The organism is Pseudoalteromonas sp. S1650 (assembly GCF_005887195.1).
GTDB lineage: Bacteria > Pseudomonadota > Gammaproteobacteria > Enterobacterales > Alteromonadaceae > Pseudoalteromonas > Pseudoalteromonas simplex.
In genome coordinates, this window is record NZ_PNDF01000052.1 from 1 (window position 1) to 16,541 (window position 16,541).

The window sequence follows — 16,541 nt, forward strand, 5'->3', positions numbered from 1 at the left end:
GGCGTGTTGACCTTTGTGGATTAAAATTTGTTCACTCTAGGGGCGATTTAATCGCGGCGCGAGATTTGTAACCTAGTGGGCTAAGTAAAAATCGAGCAAAGCTACCGCGTCCTGCTCACGCCCCTTACCTACATCCATGTAGGTAACAAAGAGTTAATCGCCCCTAGGAAGAACCCGAAGGGCAGCGCGTGTTTGGCATTGATGCTGCGTTATCGCCTATTTATGTGGAACAATCACACTACATAGGCTCTGTCTTGCCTAAATACCAAACACACTGCTGCAAAATTAATCACAAAGGGTCAATACGCCCTAATACGCCTGCTGTTCTATGGCTGCATAAATAGCGTTACACAACTTAGTTAAGTTTTGTTCGTCGCTTATGTAGGGTGGCATTAAGTAAATTAATTTACCAAACGGGCGTATCCACACACCTTGCTCGATAAAAAAGCGTTGAATCTTTGCTACATCTACACTTCTATTAAGCTCTACAACACCAATTGCCCCCAATGTTCGCACATCAGCGACTGCATCGAGCTGCTTACACTTAGCAAGCTGGGTTGTTAGAACATCATTTATATGTTCAATTTGCTCTTGCCACGGTTGATCGAGCAGTAAATTAATATTTGCGCAGGCTGTAGCACAGGCAAGCGGGTTACCCATAAATGTTGGGCCATGCATTAATACGCCGGCTTCACCTTCACTAATGCCAACAGCGATTTTGCTGGTGGTTAATGTTGCTGATAGAGTCATCATGCCGCCCGTTAATGCTTTGCCAATACATAAAATATCAGGCTCTATGTTGGCGTGCTCAACAGCGAACAAGGTGCCAGTGCGGCCAAAGCCTGTGGCGATTTCATCACAAATAAGTAAAACATCATACTTATCACACAGAATGCGTAGGTGCTTTAAGTAATCAGGGTGGTAAAAATTCATGCCCCCAGCATTTTGAACTATGGGTTCAATGATAAATGCCGCAACATCTTGGTGGTGAGCTGCAAAGTAGCTTTCAAGCGTATCAGCTTCAGCAGGGCTAAACTCGCCATTAAATTTAGCATTCGGCGCAGGTACAAAAACATGTTCAGGTAAAAATCCTGAGTACATACTGTGCATTGAATTAACCGGATCGCAAACGCTCATCGCCGCAAAGGTATCGCCATGGTAGCCCTTAAGCGGGGTCATTAGTTTTTGTTTGCTGGTGTAACCTTGGCTAAGCCAGTACTGCAAGGCCATTTTTATGGCAACTTCAACACTCACAGAGCCACTGTCGGCTAAGAACACCTTATCGAGTGACTCAGGTGTGATACTGACTAGCTTTTTACACAGCTCAACAGCGGGCTCATGAGTTAAGCCACCAAACATGACATGACTCATTTTGCTAACTTGCTGGGTGATTGCTTCATTTAAAACAGGATGGCAGTAACCATGGATGGCACTCCACCAAGAGGCCATACCATCTATTAGGCTTTCGCCTGTTTCTAAGAAAATACGATTTGCATTGGCATGACTGACTGGGTAAACGGGAAGGGGCTGAGTCATAGAAGTATAAGGGTGCCAAATATGCTCACGATCAAAATCTAAATCTATTGGTTGTTTATTAATCATATGTAAACTTTATATTACTTCGATTCGTTGACAATGTTACGTCAAGTCGTAGACTAAGCCAATCTAACCGTCCCAATAATTTAAAAAAAGAGACTATTATGGAGCACGCAGTTGTCCGTCACGATTGGACTCACCAAGAAGTAAAAGCATTATTTGAAATGCCGTTCAATGATTTGTTATTTAAAGCGGCCAGTGTGCATCGTGAAAACTTCAATCCAAATGAAGTACAAATTTCTACTTTGTTATCGATTAAAACCGGTGCTTGCCCAGAAGATTGCAAATATTGTCCTCAGTCAGGTCATTATAAAACAGACTTAGACCGTGAACGCCTTATGGAAGTAGAAAAAGTGGTTGAGCAAGCGCGTGTTGCCAAAGAAAAAGGCGCAACCCGTTTTTGTATGGGTGCTGCGTGGTCTGATCCGAAAGAGCGTGACATGCCTTATATTTCAAAAATGGTAAAAGAGGTTAAAGAGCTCGGCCTTGAAACCTGTATGACGCTTGGCATGCTAGATAACGAAAAAGCCCATGCATTAAAAGACGCGGGTCTTGACTACTACAACCATAACCTAGATACATCACCTGAGTATTACCAGCAGATCATTACAACACGTACTTACCAAGACCGTTTAAACACCATCGATAACGTGCGTGATGCCGGTATGAAAGTATGCTCTGGCGGTATTGTTGGTATGGGCGAGCAAGCTGCTGACCGTTTTGGTTTATTAATGCAATTAGCAAATTTACCGCAACAGCCAGAAAGTGTACCAATTAATATGTTGGTTAAGGTTAAAGGCACGCCACTTGAAGATGTCGAAGACTTAGACCATTTTGAGTTTATTCGTACCATTGCTGTTGCACGTATCATGATGCCGAAAAGTTATGTTCGGTTATCTGCTGGCCGTACGGCGATGAATGAACAAATGCAATCTATGTGTTTCTTTGCTGGTGCTAATTCAATTTTCTACGGTGATAAACTACTGACTACAGAAAACCCTGAAGCAGACGCAGACATGCTGCTAATTAAAAAATTAGGCATGAACCCAGAAACTCGTGAAGATTATTCTGATGAAGCGGTTGCAGCATCACTTTCATCAAAAGTTGCTGATAAAGCAACATCAGAACTATTTTACGAAGCGTAGCAATTAAATGGCTTTTGATTTTATTGCCGAGCATCTTGTTGAGCGTCAAGCAGAGGCATTACTGAGAAAGCGTCAACTTGTTGAGCAATCAAGCGGGCGCTTTATTCAGGTTGCAGGTAAAGAGTATTTAAATTTTGCCAGTAATGACTACCTTGGCTTTTCGGATGATTTTATTGAGATACAAGTGCAGCAACTAGGTAGCCACAGTTCAGCATTAGTGAATGGTTATAATAAACCACAACAACAGCTTGAGCAGCGTTTATGCGAGTTATTAGGCTACGAAAGCGCCATGTTATTTAATAGCGGATTTAGTGCTAATAGCAGCGTATTAAAAGCATTGTTTCAAGATAAAACCGTGGCGCAATCATCGGCAATTTTTCAAGATAAGCTTAATCATGCCAGCTTAATTGATGGTGGACTTCATTCTGCCGCTGCCATGGTGCGCTTTAATCATAACGACCTTAAGCATTTAGAATCTCGGTTACAAAAGTCAAAAGCAAAGCATAAGCTCATAGTGAGCGAAGGGGTATTTTCGATGGATGGCGATCAAGCCCCCATTGAAGCACTCTGTAAACTCGCTAAACAATACAACGCGTGGCTGATGATTGACGATGCTCATGGCTTTGGCGTATTGGGCGAGCAAGGTTTAGGAAGTTGTGAGGCAATCAAGCCTGATTTACTGATCATCACCTTTGGCAAGGCACTAGCAAGTAGTGGTGCTTGCCTGCTTGCATCAAAACAAATGATTGATTACATGCTGCAGTTTAATCGCGAATACATTTATTCAACGGCGATGTCACCACTGATGGCAAGTTGTACTCTAGAGCGACTCGAAAGGTTATTAAATGCGGATAAGAGACGTGCTCAGCTTTCAGAGAATATTTCCTACTTTAGAGCGCTTACCAAAGAGCATAACTTAGCATTGATGGAATCAACAACGGCTATTCAGCCTTTGGTATTGGGCGATGCAGAACACACGCTTGCCGTTGCTAATAAGCTTAAAGAGAAAGGCGTGTGGTTAACTGCTATTAGACCGCCCACGGTGCCTTTTAATACGGCACGACTTAGGATAACTCTAAGTAGCGCGCATCAAGCTGACGATATAAAAAAACTGGTTGATTCGCTAGTGGAGTGTTTATGAGTGTTCAACTGCAAGCGCCTTTAAGCTTTCAACACAGTAATAAGCTAACAACACAAACTAAGTTCTCTAAAGCGGCTGCAAATTACGCGAGCCATGCTAATGTACAAAAACAAGCAGCTGCGCACTTATTTAAAATGATGGCAAGTAAACATCAGCAGGGTACTTGCCTTGATTTAGGAGCTGGGCCTTTAGTTAACACGGCAATGCTTAAAACACATTTTGATACTGTATTAGCAATGGATTTAAGTCATTCCATGCTAAGCACAGAGCAAAACCCACGTTGTTTAAAAGTGTGTGCTGATATGGATAACCTACCATTACAGCAAAACTCCCTTGATTGTGTGTTTAGTAATTTTGCAATGCAATGGTCTGCTGATTTAGAGGCACTAATTAAAAATCTTTTTTCCGCATTAAAAGCGGGCGGTAAGGTTTATTTAAGCTGCGTGGTAGATGGATCCCTTAAAGAGATCAAACAGGCTTTTGCTTGTTTAGATGAGCAAAACCATATTAATCAGTTTCATAATGCTAGTCACATTATTGAGTATGCAAAATTGGCGGGGTTTAAACTGAATTTTGCAGCCGATAGATGTTATATAGATTCCTATAACTCTCCCTTAGATGCGCTGCGGTCGATAAAAGCGATTGGTGCTACCTCATTGCAAACTAGGCAAAAACGCAAAGGGTTATTAACAAGACAGGCACTTAATAGTGTTTGTAAGGCTTACCCTCTGGTTGATGGGCATGCTAGAGTGAGCTATCAAGTTGTCCTTTTAGAACTAGAAAAATAGAATTAACTCAAAAATGAAAGAATTTTTTATCACGGGTACAGACACCGATGCCGGAAAAACCCATGTCACCAGTTTATTATTAAACTTACTAGCACAACATAAACAGCGTGCGGTTGGGTTTAAACCCATTGCAGCAGGTGCCGAAGAAGCATTTGGGCAGCTAGTCAATGATGATGCATTAACCTTAATGGAAAGCTCATCAATTGGTGTTAAATACAACATTGTTAACCCCTTTACCTATGAGCCACCCATTGCACCGCATATTGCAGCTGCCCAAGTAGGTGACAGACTTACATTTGATAAACTCGATACTGCTTATGCAAATGTAAAAGCACTCAATACCGATTATATTCTTACAGAAGGTGCAGGCGGTTGGTGTTTACCTATCAACGAAACTGATTTACTGTGCGATTGGGTTAAATCACAAAACCTTGATGTTGTTCTAGTAGTAGGCATGAAGCTTGGTTGCCTTAATCACGCACTATTGACAGCTGCTCACTTTAAAGCGCTCGGTGTAAATTGTGTGGGTTGGATTGCAAATCATGTAGACCCAAACATGCGTGAACAAGACGCCAATTTAGAAACACTAAAATCAGCATTGCCTTTCCCGCTTTTAGCGATTAGTCCGTATACAGACGGCACCCCTAAATTAAAAATTTACAAAACCTTACTTGAAATTTTATCTATCAACCCATAATAATTGAGTTGTTACTTTTGACATACTCTGTCACAATTGGTTGCAATTAGTTCCTTGCAACCAATTGCATAAGCCCTAAACTGAGTTGGTAGAACACCCAGATAATTTTATTAACTAACGATTTTTAACCATGTCGTTAGTTAATACAATTGGTATGTTTATTCTGAGGTTTTTATGAAGCGTGTATTTTTGTTTCTACTGACTAACTTAGCGGTAATGCTAGTGTTAGGTATTGTGTTGTCTATTTTGATGAGCGTACTGGGTATTAGCCATCGCAGTCTAGGCGGCATTTTAGTTATTTCGACCGTATTTGGTTTTGGTGGTTCGTTTATTTCGTTATTTATGTCGAAATGGATGGCAAAAAAATCAACCGGTGCACATGTTATTGAACAACCTCGTTCTGAAACAGAACAATGGTTAGTTTCGACGGTAGCAGCGCAAGCTAAAAAAGCAGGTATCGCGATGCCAGAAGTGGCTATTTACGATAGCCCTGAAATGAACGCATTTGCGACCGGCCCAAGTAAGAACAACTCGCTGGTGGCTGTGAGCACAGGTTTATTACACAACATGAACCAAGATCAAGCTGAGGCGGTATTGGCTCATGAGGTATCTCACATTGCAAATGGTGACATGGTAACGCTGACACTTATTCAAGGTGTAGTGAATACCTTTGTTATCTTTATGGCGAAAGTATTGGCAGGTATTGTTGATAACTTCCTTAATAGTGATGAAGAAGAGGGTGGTAGTAGCTGGACTTACTTCTTGTTCGATATGATTTTCCAAATGTTATTTGGTGTTCTAGCAAGTGTGATTGTTGCTTACTATAGCCGTAAACGCGAATTCTCTGCGGATGCCGGCGCAGCAAAACTAGTAGGTGCAGACAAAATGCGTAGCGCCCTTGAGCGTTTAAAACAAAACCACCCATCACAACTAGAAGGTTCAATGATGGCGTTTGGTATTGCAAGCGGTAAAGGTGTTGCTGAGTTATTCTCATCACACCCACCACTTGATGAGCGTATTAACGCATTACGTTAATTTAAAGACGAAAAAGCCAGCTTGATGCTGGCTTTTTTTATTATTGGTTTTTCTCTCGCTCGAGTTGTTGTGGCAATAATACCTCAACAATTTCACGGGCCGGTAAGGTATACCTTACGCCATCAAACATCACAGAAGTATGTTCATCAATACTTGTGATCCCTGTTAAGGTCCAGCCTTCACCGCGTTCTTTACAGTATACTGTGGTGGTAGGTTGAATTACTTTAAATTCTTCACTCATCGAACTTAATCTAATTGCTTGAAATTGCGTTTATAGTAAGACAATAATGCCAGCTCATAAAGCAAAAAGAAGAAATTAACGTGTCTAGCCACGATGACTTAGCCTTTGACTTACGTCCAATTCGTCATAGAGATTGCCAAGCGATATGGGATATTTTAAAAGATCCGCAAGTACAAACGTTTAATGATTACGGCGCTGATATAACGAAAGGTGACGTGTACGACTTTATTCAAGGCGACATAGAACGTTTTTATAATCAACAAGGCATTCGTTTAGTTATTGTTTTACGAAGTAGTGGGCAGGTTATTGGCAGCGTAGGCATATTTAACATAATTGACGGGCAGGGCATGTTGGGGTTTGAGTTGTCGTCACAATACTTTGGCAAAGGAATAATGCAAAAGGTACTAGATATGCTATTTGAAAAACTGACGACCTTTGTACCTGCTCCGCTAAACAGTGTGTTAGCTTTAGTTAACCCAAATAATAGCGCAAGTATTAAACTTTTAACTAAATGTGGCTTTCAAAAACATGACACTCACTGGGTAAAATACGTTAGCTAATTACTATAATAGTACAATCTTGTTCTGCTAGGGTTGCTACTATAAAATAGCGCCTCATTTTTAAAAAGGAGCGCTTGCAGCTATGGCAAAAGCAAAGCCAATTACCAGTATTGAAAGTTACGGCATTTACAGTCATTGGGATGCAAAAGAGAAAGACCTGCCACAAATCACCGAGTTTACAACAGACGTTCCTGCACAGTTAGATATTGAATTTGGCTTTATAGTTAACATTAAAAAGGCCAAAGGACAAAAAATTAAATTTTGCGTTTACCACCCAGATATTCCGGATGAAGATGGCGAGATCATGCCACCGTTTGAGGGCGAACAGTACGTTAAAACAAACGATTGGCAGTTTTATTTAGGTGATACGATATGGGCACCTGTTGACAATAAAGTAGGTATTTGGCGCATGACTATTGAGTTAAATGGCCATATAATTGCTGATAAATCCTTTAACTTATTAAAGGAAGCCGAAAGCACTGCCACTGAATTTTGGAAGCATCGCGGTTATTAATCTTTAAACCTGAGAGGGACTATGTATCAAGGAAGTTGTTTATGCAGCAAAGTAAAAGTAACTATTGCTGGTGGTATAGACTCAATTATTCATTGTCATTGCTCCTTATGTCGTAAAAACTCAGGCACAGCCTACGCAACCAATGGCTTTATTCAACGAGATGGTTTTAACCTCACAGAAGGTAAGCAGCATCTAAGCGCGTTTGAATTTAAACCCGGCAGAATTCGTTATTTTTGTAGCTATTGTGGCTCACCTATTTATAGCGAGAATAAAGATGACCCAAGCCGCTTACGTATTCGCTTAGGTTTATTAGATAGCGATATAAATGAGCGCCCGATCAGCCATAACTTTGTAAGCTCTAAAGCAAATTGGGATACATTTGACGAAAAAATTCCATGTTATGATGGTTTTGAACCAAGTAGGGGGAAGTAACAGCCATGATAGCGAATACACCAAAACCGCCTTATTACGCCGTAATTTTTACGAATACCTTATCGGGTGATACCACCGGTTATGAAGAAGTGGCCAATAGAATGGTGGAACTTGCAGAGCAACAACCTGGGTATTTAGGTATAGAGTCTGTTCGTGATGGTATGGGTATTACGGTGTCGTATTGGCAAAACTTAGATGCGATAAAAGCCTGGAAACAAAACGTTGAGCACTTAAACGCCCAACAGCTCGGTGGTAGAGACAAATGGTACAGCGCCTTTACAACGCGTATTGCTAAAGTAGAACGTGATTATTCATTGTAATAGCCATCAACTATAAAAAGAACACATCATACTGTTTTGAGTTTTATTTCAATCTCGGCAAATATCTTTGAATTTAAGATTTTTAAATCAACAGATATGGTGTGTAAGAGGGGCTATTAATATTCACGTGCAACAAATGAGAATAATCCCATTATTTGCTTATTCAAAAATGCAAAATCTCTTTTCCTTTCTATAATTTAAATATCAATAGCTTGCAGACTTTCTTGTCATCTTTTGTGGTGCCTTATTAGCTACTTAAATATTTATCGATAATACAGGACTCGATGTGGAATCTTCTTTGTTTATCAAATACGGTGGTTTTTCTCGAATTTATAAAGTCATAGAAAAGTTTTATGACAATATTTTGAAGTCAGAAACCCTTAATGCTCATTTTAAACATACCAACATGGAAAGGTTAATTCATCATCAAACAAGTTTTATCTCATCTTTAATGGGTGGACCTGATTACATCAGTGATGAACAGCTAGCACAAGCCCATAAAAATTTAGGTATTAATCTTAAAGATTGGCAAGAAATGATAAATATCTTGTCGCTTACATTTTCTGAACAAGGAATATCAGAAGACGACGCGAAGCAAGTCATAGCTAAGCTTGAAACAAAACGAGACTTTATCGTATGTCATTAGAACAAAACAACGCGGATTATTCTGTTTTAAATTATTTGCAGTTACCTGTCGTTGTTTTGTCGGCTAATGAACACAAGGTAGTATTTCAAAACAACTCATTTCAACTTGTTGCACAGCATTATCTAGATGCATCGAACAATCCAACTAACAGAAGCTTATTACAATTAATTATTTCGAAATTATTAGAAAATGATACAGATAAGCTTGAAGTGGAAATTAATGATGCTTCATATCGTCATATTTTTAGATTTACTGCCAATGTAGTCGGTGAGCACGTCATTGTTGAAGGTGAGGATATAACCGAACTTAAGAGAAACCAGTTTTTGTTTAACCGAACAAACACTCTCTTAGAAGACTACAGTAAGCAAATGTTTGAACTTGCTCATACTGACCAATTAACAAATGTCCCAAATAGGCGAGCCTTGTTTGCAAAATTCAGTCAGTTACAATCAAAACATGAAGAATTTAGTTGTACTGTTTCACTTATCGATCTTGATCACTTTAAGCGTTTTAATGATTCATTTGGCCATGATTTTGGCGACCAAGTATTAGTCACCTTTGCGAAGCATGTAAAAGATAGCATTGATGATACGTGTTATTTTGCAAGACTTGGCGGTGAAGAGTTTTGCCTTATTCAAATAAACATTAAAGACACGTTTTGTTTTGCCAATACAGAAAAACTACTTCAAACAACTAAGACCATAAAGCTAATGACACCTGATAATTCAAATATAGGCATGTCGTTTAGCGCAGGTGTTGCTGTGTATGGTAAAGACGGCATTTCACTTGATGAGCTTTTGAATAATGCTGATAAAGCACTTTATATTGCTAAAGAGAATGGCCGTTCGCGTGTAGTAAATTTTGAAGGTGCTTAAAGTGCTAGTTTGGTTTACTGGTACTGAATACATTTTAGATTCGCTTAAAGATTAATAGTTTACTTTTCTGCTAACACATACCTATTCCAACATACGTAACATATAAGCTATTTCATAAAGTGAAGTGTAACCGTCATTCGTTTTTATCGGAAATTTGAACGCTCCATTGCTAACTTTTCTGGCTAGTTATCAGTTAATAGCTCTGGTAGAAATAGAATATTCAGAAAAGGAACTATTATGCTTTAGTAAAATGTGTAATTAGCTTGTCTTACATTTCTTAAATACAAGCATAATCAACAAATTTGTGAAGAGGTGCTAAATGTCGGTTGATTTAGAATTAAATAAGAGAAATGCTATTGAGTTTTACAAAACCGCTTATCTAGGAAATCCATCTCTAGCGGTTGAAAAGTATGTAGGCGAAGTATACATACAACATAATCCTTTAGTTGGTGATGGAACAGCCTCATTCATTACCTATTTTGAAAAAATGCATAATGAATATCCAGATAAGAAAATTGATTTTGTTCGTGCTATAGCAGAATGTAATCTTGTTGCGCTTCATACTCACCAAATATGGCCTGGTAATGACCAATATGTCACTATGGATTTCTTTCGGTTTGATGAAAATGGCAAGATTGTTGAACACTGGGATTCAATACAACAGATCCCACAAGAGACTTTGAATGGTAACTCAATGTATTGAATATGTACGTAAGTGATTTATCGCGAGTTTAAAGCCCACAATAGTGGGCTTAGTGTTTATCGTAACTACAAAGTGTAATTAAAACCGATAGCTATACCGTCATCTTCGGTTTGAGACATCTGTGTTTCTTGCTCTGCGTCATTACTTGAAAAGTCACTAAAATCCTTACGAGCTTCGATATATAAAATGGTATCTTCAGCCATAAAGTAGTGCACACCTAAAACTGCAAATTGGCGTTTAAACACATCTTCAGGGTCGGCATTAAAATTAGGCTGAATAACATAGTCACTACCTGCATCAAATACGTTATAGGCAACAAAAGTACGAATGTCATTATCAAAGCGATAACTTAGAATTGACTCTAAACCAACGGCATCTTTGATTAAGCGTCCTAAGTTGTCGGTGTCGTGGTTTTCGTTTTTATTTATATTTGCTGATGCATACCAGCCTGGTTTATAAAAATCACCATAAGTAACACCAACACCATAGATAAGATCTGTAACGAGTTGATCGCGACCGTTTGCATAAACAATATCAAATTCACCTCGGTTAACCCCTGCAGTAAATTTTAAATTATTTGTTGCATTGTAGGTGATAGCCGCACCATAGGTTGAATTAAACTCTACTCTTTGAGCTGCGGCATTACCTTGATTAAATAACAGTTCACATGAACTTCGTGATATGTCTGCAATGTCGCAGGTATAAAAGTCATCTGATTTTAGTTGCGCTTGTAGGGCAAGATGAAATTTTCCCCACGTATTACGATACTGTAGTACTTTATCACCGCGACCAGTACCATTTACTGCACCGTCATCTTTATTGTAGGTATAAACACCCGCGGCGTTACCATCCCACACTAAACTGTAGTTGGTGTTATAAACAACGTCATACCATGCACCCCATTGTTTGCCTAATGTAATTTGACCATAGTCTTCATGTTTAAGGCCAACATAGCCAAGTCGGTTATATAAAAACTCATCTTGAATCGATTCAAAGCGATTATTATAAATAATGTCACTACTACCAACAGGGTTTACACCCCATTCTAATAATGCCAAGGCTTGCCAGCTATTTTTTAATTGACGCTTAAAATCTAAATTGATTCGTGATGCACCATTAACTACTTCTGTTTCACCTTGTGTATTAATAACCCTTGCATCTATAAAGCCACCTATAGTGACACTATTGGTTTGATCGTTGTAGATCTCGATGGCATTCGCTGTAGGCATGCTTATCATGCCCGCAACAAAAAAGGCAGCGTGTGTTCTTTTCATAATGTACCTTGATTAAATATTGTCCCTAATAGGTATAATTTAGTTAAGAGTCGGAGATTATCAAAGCTAAAATTGGGTCAAAAGTGAAAAATTATCATGCAACAAACCTTGTTTGAGGAAAAATTATTCACTTTAGGTTCACAATATCGAATTATCAATGAGTTAGTGAGCTTAAAATATAGACACTTTCTGACTCAGCGTTCTCAGCATCAATTTTGTATTCGGAGTTTCAGCGCCTAAGCCATACAATAAGGTCATAAAATAGCAGTCGAGTAATATAGCAGCTTTAACTTTATTAAATTGGGGTTGATCGGCAAATACTAATGATTGAATTAGTTCCATGTGTTGTTGTTGAAAGGTTTTGCAGAACAAGCGTTGGCTAAAAAGCACTTTATAAAAGCGGTGATGTAAACAGTAAAATTGATAAAAGTATTGAGCATAATGATTGATTTTAAGACGAGGAGGGCGGTGAATGTCGGTTTCTTTGGCAAGTTCTAATACGTCATGAAACCTTAGATCAAGACATGCTTCTAAAATCGCAATTTTACTATCAAAATGTTTAAACAAAGTACCGATTGCAATACCACAAGTAGAAGATATTTGCCGTGTAGAGGTTTCATTGAATCCATGTTTAGAAAAAAGTTGCCAAGCAACATTTAAAATATGCTGATGTGTCTTATCGTAATTACCCATAGCTAATATCTTAATTTTTAAAGTTAAATTTAAAAGTGAGCGCGTTCACTAATAAAAGTGAGCGTGTTCACTAAATGTAGACCTAACAATTTCAGTTGTAAATTGAGGAATTGATTTAACTAATCTTTCATGGCGTGCCAAGCGGCTTTAGTTTAAAATTGCCCGCAGTTTCGTTTTACTTTTTACCCGCTGGAGGGTACCGCTATCATTAGTACAGCTAATATCACCATGCAATTTGGTGCTAAACCTTTATTCGAAAATATTTCAGCAAAATTTGGCGATGGTAACCGTTACGGTTTAATCGGTGCGAATGGCTGTGGTAAATCAACCTTCATGAAAATCCTAAGTGGTGAACTAGAGCCATCTTCAGGCAATGTTAGCACAGATCCAAACGAGCGTATTGCTAAACTAAACCAAGACCAGTTTGCTTACGAAGAGTTTTCTGTAATCGACACAGTAATCATGGGTCATAAAGAGCTGTGGGAAGTAAAAAAAGAGCGTGACCGTATTTACAGCTTACCTGAGATGAGCGAAGAAGACGGTATGCGTGTAGCAGACCTAGAAACTGAGTTTGCCGAAATAGATGGTTACTCAGCAGAAGCAAAAGCGGGTGAGTTACTAATTGGTGTAGGTATTGGCACAGAGCAACACTACGGCCCTATGTCTGAAATCGCACCGGGTTTTAAACTACGAGTGTTACTTGCACAAGTGCTGTTCTCTGATCCAGATATCATGCTTCTGGATGAGCCTACCAATAACTTGGATATTTACACCATCAAATGGTTAGAAGACGTGTTAAACCAGCGCGACTGTACCATGATCATCATTTCGCACGACCGTCACTTCTTAAACTCAGTTTGTACACACATGGCCGACATCGATTACGGTGAGCTTCGTATTTACCCAGGTAATTACGATGAGTACATGTTTGCTGCAACGCAAGCTCGTGAGCGTCTACTAAGCGAAAATGCCAAGAAGAAAAGCCAAATTGCCGAACTTCAACAGTTCGTATCGCGCTTCTCTGCGAACGCTTCAAAAGCAAAGCAAGCCACATCACGTGCTAAACAAATTGATAAAATTCAGCTTGAAGAAGTTAAAGCATCTTCTCGTCAAAGCCCGTTTATTCGTTTTGAGCAAGAAAAGCAGTTATTCCGTAATGCCTTAGAGCTAACAAATTTAACGCAAGGCTTTGAAGAAACACTATTCACTGGCCTTGAAGGCCTAGTTGAAGTAGGCGAGCGCATTGCAATTATCGGTGAGAACGGTGTTGGTAAAACCACACTATTAAATACCCTTGCTGGTCGTTTAGCACCAAAACAAGGTGAATTTAAATGGTCTGATAACGCTAATATCGGTTACTACGCACAAGACCATGCTGACGAGTTCGAACAAGACATGAACTTATTCCAGTGGATGGAACAATGGCAACAAGAAGGTGACGACGAGCAAGTTGTTCGTAGTTTCTTAGGTCGTATGCTGTTTTCACAAAACGATATCAAAAAGTCAGTAAAAGTGATTTCAGGCGGTGAGCAAGGCCGTATGCTGTTTGGCAAAATTATGATGCATAAACCAAACATCTTATTAATGGATGAGCCAACCAACCACATGGATATGGAATCTATCGAAGCGCTTAACTTAGCACTTGAAGCATACGAAGGGACATTATTGTTCGTATCACACGATAGACAATTTGTATCATCACTAGCTAACCGTATTTGGGAAATCAAAGACGGCAAAGTTATCGACTTTAAAGGTACATACACTGAGTACCTAGCAAGCAAAGAAGCTTAATTAGTTGATGAGTGATTAAAAGCCATGCATGTCATGGCTTTTTTGTGCTTCTAGAGTCGTATCTTGATGTGAGTTAGGGGATATACCCAAACCACATCAAGATACAGAATTCAGCGTTTCACAGGTGCTTAATATCAAGGCGTTACTTTGTAGAAATGGCAGTCCCTTTTAAGAAGTAACAACGATGAGAGTGAGTGCCTGTGAAGCGCCCAACGGGTTGGTTTAAAAGCGATTTATACTGCGTTATCGATTTTAACAATAGAACCACTATTATTTGCAATCAATGCCTTGCCTAAATCGCTTTTAATTCCAACTGAAACTCGCATCTTGATGTGGTTTGGGTATATAATACCGCCACAAAATAAGGACAAAAGTCCGCTTTTTAGAAAACTATTTAACTGAGGTGTATTTATGACTGTTGGCATTATTATGGGTTCCAAATCAGACTGGCCAACGATGGAACATGCGGCGTTAATGCTAGAAAAATTCGGCATTGAATACGAAACTAAAGTTGTTTCTGCTCACCGTACCCCTCAATTACTTGCTGACTATGCAAGCTCAGCTGCAGATCGCGGCATTAAAATTATTATTGCAGGTGCCGGTGGTGCTGCGCACTTACCAGGTATGGCTGCGGCGTTTACATCACTGCCAGTTTTAGGTGTGCCAGTTAAGTCTAAAACACTTAATGGTGTAGATTCGTTATTATCTATCTGCCAAATGCCTAAAGGTGTTGCGGTCGGTACATTGGCTATCGGTGAAGCGGGTGCTGCAAATGCTGGCCTTTTAGCGGCACAAATTTTAGGTTGCCAACAGCCTGAAATCTTCGCAAAAGTTGAAGCTTTCCGTAAAGAACAAACAGACACTATCTTAGCTAACCCTAATCCTGCAGAGTAATATGAATATTCTAATTTTAGGTGCAGGTCAGTTAGCTCGCATGATGAGCTTAGCGGGTGCACCGCTTGATTTAAATGTTGTTGCCTACGATGTGGGTAGTGAAAAAATCATTCATCCATTAACTGGTGAAGTTCATAACAGCACATTACAACAAGCTATTGATAACGCAGACGCAATTACAGCAGAGTTTGAACACATTCCTGATGATGTACTTACATTATGTTGTCAAAGCAATAAGTTTTATCCGGGTAAAGCGGCAATTAAAACAGGTGGCGACCGCGCACTTGAAAAAGCATTACTTGATAAAACAAATGTTGAATGCGCGCCTTACCAATTAATTACAGAAAAAGCGCACCTTGTTGCTGCTGTAGAGCGTTTAGGCAAGCCGCTTGTGATCAAAACTTGCCAAGCGGGTTACGATGGTAAAGGGCAATGGCGCTTAAAGTCTGATGATCAAATTGACCAAATCTGGTCAGAAATGGCAGATTTCATAGCATCAGGCACTGAAAGTGCGCCGCATTCTATTATCGCTGAAAAGATGATCCCATTTGACCGCGAAGTATCTATCATTGGTGCTCGCGACAAAGCGGGTAACACCGTTATTTATCCATTGACTGAAAACCAACACACCAATGGTGTACTTACGCTTTCAGTTGCTGGTAAAGAAAAAGCAGCAATTCAAGAACAAGCAGAGCTTGCTTTTAACAAGCTTGCGCAAGAGCTTGACTATGTGGGTGTATTAGCAATTGAGTTTTTTGATGTACAAGGTACGTTATTAGTTAACGAAATTGCGCCACGCGTTCATAACTCTGGTCACTGGACACAGCAGGGTACACATTGCTCACAGTTCGAAAACCACATGCGCGCTGTTGCAGGTTTACCATTAGGTAGTACAGCGTGTCTTCGTCCTACTGCTATGATCAACGTACTTGGTCAGCCTTCAATCCCACACTCAGTACTGGCAACGCAAGACGTTACAAGTCACTGGTATGGTAAAACGGCTAAACCAGGTCGTAAGATGGGTCATATCAATGTATCGGCCGATAACCTTCACCAATTAGGTGAACGTTTAGCGGCACTGGCTGAAATTCTACCAGAGCAAGACTACCCAGGAGTTGCTGATACAAGCACTCAACTTATTTTAAACTAATCAGTTTAAATTCTAAAAGCCGAGTTTATCTCGGCTTTTTAATTAC

The 16,541-nt window shown here is 39.6% G+C and carries 19 protein-coding genes; 15 read left to right on the plus strand and 4 right to left on the minus strand.

The window, feature by feature from the left end; all coding sequences use genetic code 11:
- Positions 1-309: 309 nt before the first annotated feature.
- On the minus strand, positions 310-1,602 hold the full coding sequence (bioA, locus tag CWB80_RS15740; protein ID WP_138599564.1) for an adenosylmethionine--8-amino-7-oxononanoate transaminase: 1,293 nt from the start codon (positions 1,600-1,602) through the stop codon (positions 310-312).
- Between the two features lie 98 nt (positions 1,603-1,700).
- Here bioA and bioB point away from each other — a divergent pair, with 98 nt between their 5' ends.
- The 5 genes from bioB to htpX all read left to right on the plus strand — a co-directional run bounded on the left by bioB (position 1,701) and on the right by htpX (position 6,402).
- On the plus strand, positions 1,701-2,741 hold the full coding sequence (gene bioB, locus CWB80_RS15745) for a biotin synthase BioB (RefSeq protein ID WP_138599565.1): 1,041 nt from the start codon (positions 1,701-1,703) through the stop codon (positions 2,739-2,741).
- A 7-nt stretch (positions 2,742-2,748) separates the two neighbouring features.
- Positions 2,749-3,882, plus strand: coding sequence for an aminotransferase class I/II-fold pyridoxal phosphate-dependent enzyme (locus CWB80_RS15750; RefSeq protein ID WP_138599566.1), 1,134 nt, complete (start codon positions 2,749-2,751; stop codon positions 3,880-3,882).
- Positions 3,879-4,670 (plus strand): methyltransferase domain-containing protein, encoded by a 792-nt coding sequence (locus tag CWB80_RS15755; protein ID WP_138599567.1) that lies wholly within the window; start codon positions 3,879-3,881, stop codon positions 4,668-4,670. The genes CWB80_RS15750 and CWB80_RS15755 overlap by 4 nt, the downstream gene beginning before the upstream one ends.
- Positions 4,671-4,683: 13 nt before the next feature.
- Complete coding sequence (bioD, locus tag CWB80_RS15760) at positions 4,684-5,367, plus strand: dethiobiotin synthase (protein ID WP_138599568.1); 684 nt, start codon at positions 4,684-4,686, stop codon at positions 5,365-5,367.
- 174 nt (positions 5,368-5,541) lie between these two features.
- Positions 5,542-6,402 carry a protease HtpX gene (gene htpX, locus CWB80_RS15765; protein ID WP_138599569.1) on the plus strand — a complete coding sequence of 287 codons (861 nt, stop codon included), beginning with the start codon at positions 5,542-5,544 and terminating at the stop codon, positions 6,400-6,402.
- 40 nt (positions 6,403-6,442) lie between these two features.
- Here htpX and CWB80_RS15770 read toward each other — a convergent pair whose 3' ends face one another.
- Entirely contained in the window at positions 6,443-6,643 is a 201-nt protein-coding gene (locus CWB80_RS15770; protein WP_054553898.1) for a hypothetical protein, read from the minus strand.
- An 80-nt stretch (positions 6,644-6,723) separates the two neighbouring features.
- Here CWB80_RS15770 and CWB80_RS15775 point away from each other — a divergent pair, with 80 nt between their 5' ends.
- From CWB80_RS15775 to CWB80_RS15805, 7 genes are all read left to right on the plus strand, one after another.
- Positions 6,724-7,203 carry a GNAT family N-acetyltransferase gene (locus CWB80_RS15775; RefSeq protein ID WP_171041545.1) on the plus strand — a complete coding sequence of 160 codons (480 nt, stop codon included), beginning with the start codon at positions 6,724-6,726 and terminating at the stop codon, positions 7,201-7,203.
- An 82-nt stretch (positions 7,204-7,285) separates the two neighbouring features.
- Positions 7,286-7,717 (plus strand): DUF3859 domain-containing protein, encoded by a 432-nt coding sequence (locus tag CWB80_RS15780; protein ID WP_138599571.1) that lies wholly within the window; start codon positions 7,286-7,288, stop codon positions 7,715-7,717.
- A gap of 21 nt (positions 7,718-7,738) precedes the next feature.
- Entirely contained in the window at positions 7,739-8,149 is a 411-nt protein-coding gene (locus CWB80_RS15785) for a GFA family protein (RefSeq protein ID WP_138599572.1), read from the plus strand.
- A gap of 5 nt (positions 8,150-8,154) precedes the next feature.
- Entirely contained in the window at positions 8,155-8,469 is a 315-nt protein-coding gene (locus tag CWB80_RS15790; RefSeq protein WP_138599573.1) for an antibiotic biosynthesis monooxygenase family protein, read from the plus strand.
- 286 nt (positions 8,470-8,755) lie between these two features.
- Entirely contained in the window at positions 8,756-9,115 is a 360-nt protein-coding gene (locus tag CWB80_RS15795; RefSeq protein ID WP_054553893.1) for a group I truncated hemoglobin, read from the plus strand.
- Positions 9,106-9,990, plus strand: coding sequence for a GGDEF domain-containing protein (locus CWB80_RS15800; RefSeq protein ID WP_054553892.1), 885 nt, complete (start codon positions 9,106-9,108; stop codon positions 9,988-9,990). The genes CWB80_RS15795 and CWB80_RS15800 overlap by 10 nt, the downstream gene beginning before the upstream one ends.
- A gap of 319 nt (positions 9,991-10,309) precedes the next feature.
- On the plus strand, positions 10,310-10,693 hold the full coding sequence (locus CWB80_RS15805) for a nuclear transport factor 2 family protein (RefSeq protein WP_054553891.1): 384 nt from the start codon (positions 10,310-10,312) through the stop codon (positions 10,691-10,693).
- Positions 10,694-10,758: 65 nt separating this feature from the next.
- Here the strand turns inward: CWB80_RS15805 and CWB80_RS15810 are convergent, their stop codons facing one another.
- A complete protein-coding gene (locus tag CWB80_RS15810) occupies positions 10,759-11,967 on the minus strand; it encodes a porin (RefSeq protein WP_054553890.1) in 1,209 nt (402 codons plus the stop codon).
- 171 nt (positions 11,968-12,138) lie between these two features.
- A complete protein-coding gene (locus CWB80_RS15815; RefSeq protein WP_054553889.1) occupies positions 12,139-12,660 on the minus strand; it encodes a TetR/AcrR family transcriptional regulator in 522 nt (173 codons plus the stop codon).
- 204 nt (positions 12,661-12,864) lie between these two features.
- Here CWB80_RS15815 and CWB80_RS15820 point away from each other — a divergent pair, with 204 nt between their 5' ends.
- From CWB80_RS15820 to CWB80_RS15830, 3 genes are all read left to right on the plus strand, one after another.
- A complete protein-coding gene (locus CWB80_RS15820) occupies positions 12,865-14,451 on the plus strand; it encodes an ABC-F family ATPase (RefSeq protein ID WP_138599574.1) in 1,587 nt (528 codons plus the stop codon).
- Positions 14,452-14,862: 411 nt separating this feature from the next.
- The gene (purE, locus tag CWB80_RS15825) at positions 14,863-15,345 is read left to right on the plus strand and encodes a 5-(carboxyamino)imidazole ribonucleotide mutase (protein WP_054553887.1); all 483 of its coding nucleotides are present in this window, start codon (positions 14,863-14,865) and stop codon (positions 15,343-15,345) included.
- 1 nt (position 15,346) lies between these two features.
- Positions 15,347-16,495 (plus strand): 5-(carboxyamino)imidazole ribonucleotide synthase, encoded by a 1,149-nt coding sequence (locus CWB80_RS15830; RefSeq protein ID WP_054553886.1) that lies wholly within the window; start codon positions 15,347-15,349, stop codon positions 16,493-16,495.
- Positions 16,496-16,541 lie beyond the last annotated feature (46 nt).

Excerpts from the sequence above, each read along its gene's own strand:
- purE (WP_054553887.1), top strand. The coding sequence starts at position 14,863 with ATGACTGTTGGCATTATTATGGGTTCCAAATCAGACTGGCCAACGATG.
- CWB80_RS15770 (WP_054553898.1), bottom strand. The coding sequence starts at position 6,643 with ATGAGTGAAGAATTTAAAGTAATTCAACCTACCACCACAGTATACTGT.
- CWB80_RS15815 (WP_054553889.1), bottom strand. The coding sequence starts at position 12,660 with ATGGGTAATTACGATAAGACACATCAGCATATTTTAAATGTTGCTTGG.
- CWB80_RS15810 (WP_054553890.1), bottom strand. The coding sequence starts at position 11,967 with ATGAAAAGAACACACGCTGCCTTTTTTGTTGCGGGCATGATAAGCATG.
- bioB (WP_138599565.1), top strand. The coding sequence starts at position 1,701 with ATGGAGCACGCAGTTGTCCGTCACGATTGGACTCACCAAGAAGTAAAA.
- CWB80_RS15785 (WP_138599572.1), top strand. The coding sequence starts at position 7,739 with ATGTATCAAGGAAGTTGTTTATGCAGCAAAGTAAAAGTAACTATTGCT.
- bioA (WP_138599564.1), bottom strand. The coding sequence starts at position 1,602 with ATGATTAATAAACAACCAATAGATTTAGATTTTGATCGTGAGCATATT.
- CWB80_RS15830 (WP_054553886.1), top strand. The coding sequence starts at position 15,347 with ATGAATATTCTAATTTTAGGTGCAGGTCAGTTAGCTCGCATGATGAGC.
- CWB80_RS15780 (WP_138599571.1), top strand. The coding sequence starts at position 7,286 with ATGGCAAAAGCAAAGCCAATTACCAGTATTGAAAGTTACGGCATTTAC.
- CWB80_RS15755 (WP_138599567.1), top strand. The coding sequence starts at position 3,879 with ATGAGTGTTCAACTGCAAGCGCCTTTAAGCTTTCAACACAGTAATAAG.
- bioD (WP_138599568.1), top strand. The coding sequence starts at position 4,684 with ATGAAAGAATTTTTTATCACGGGTACAGACACCGATGCCGGAAAAACC.
- CWB80_RS15805 (WP_054553891.1), top strand. The coding sequence starts at position 10,310 with ATGTCGGTTGATTTAGAATTAAATAAGAGAAATGCTATTGAGTTTTAC.
- CWB80_RS15800 (WP_054553892.1), top strand. The coding sequence starts at position 9,106 with ATGTCATTAGAACAAAACAACGCGGATTATTCTGTTTTAAATTATTTG.
- CWB80_RS15790 (WP_138599573.1), top strand. The coding sequence starts at position 8,155 with ATGATAGCGAATACACCAAAACCGCCTTATTACGCCGTAATTTTTACG.
- htpX (WP_138599569.1), top strand. The coding sequence starts at position 5,542 with ATGAAGCGTGTATTTTTGTTTCTACTGACTAACTTAGCGGTAATGCTA.
- CWB80_RS15750 (WP_138599566.1), top strand. The coding sequence starts at position 2,749 with ATGGCTTTTGATTTTATTGCCGAGCATCTTGTTGAGCGTCAAGCAGAG.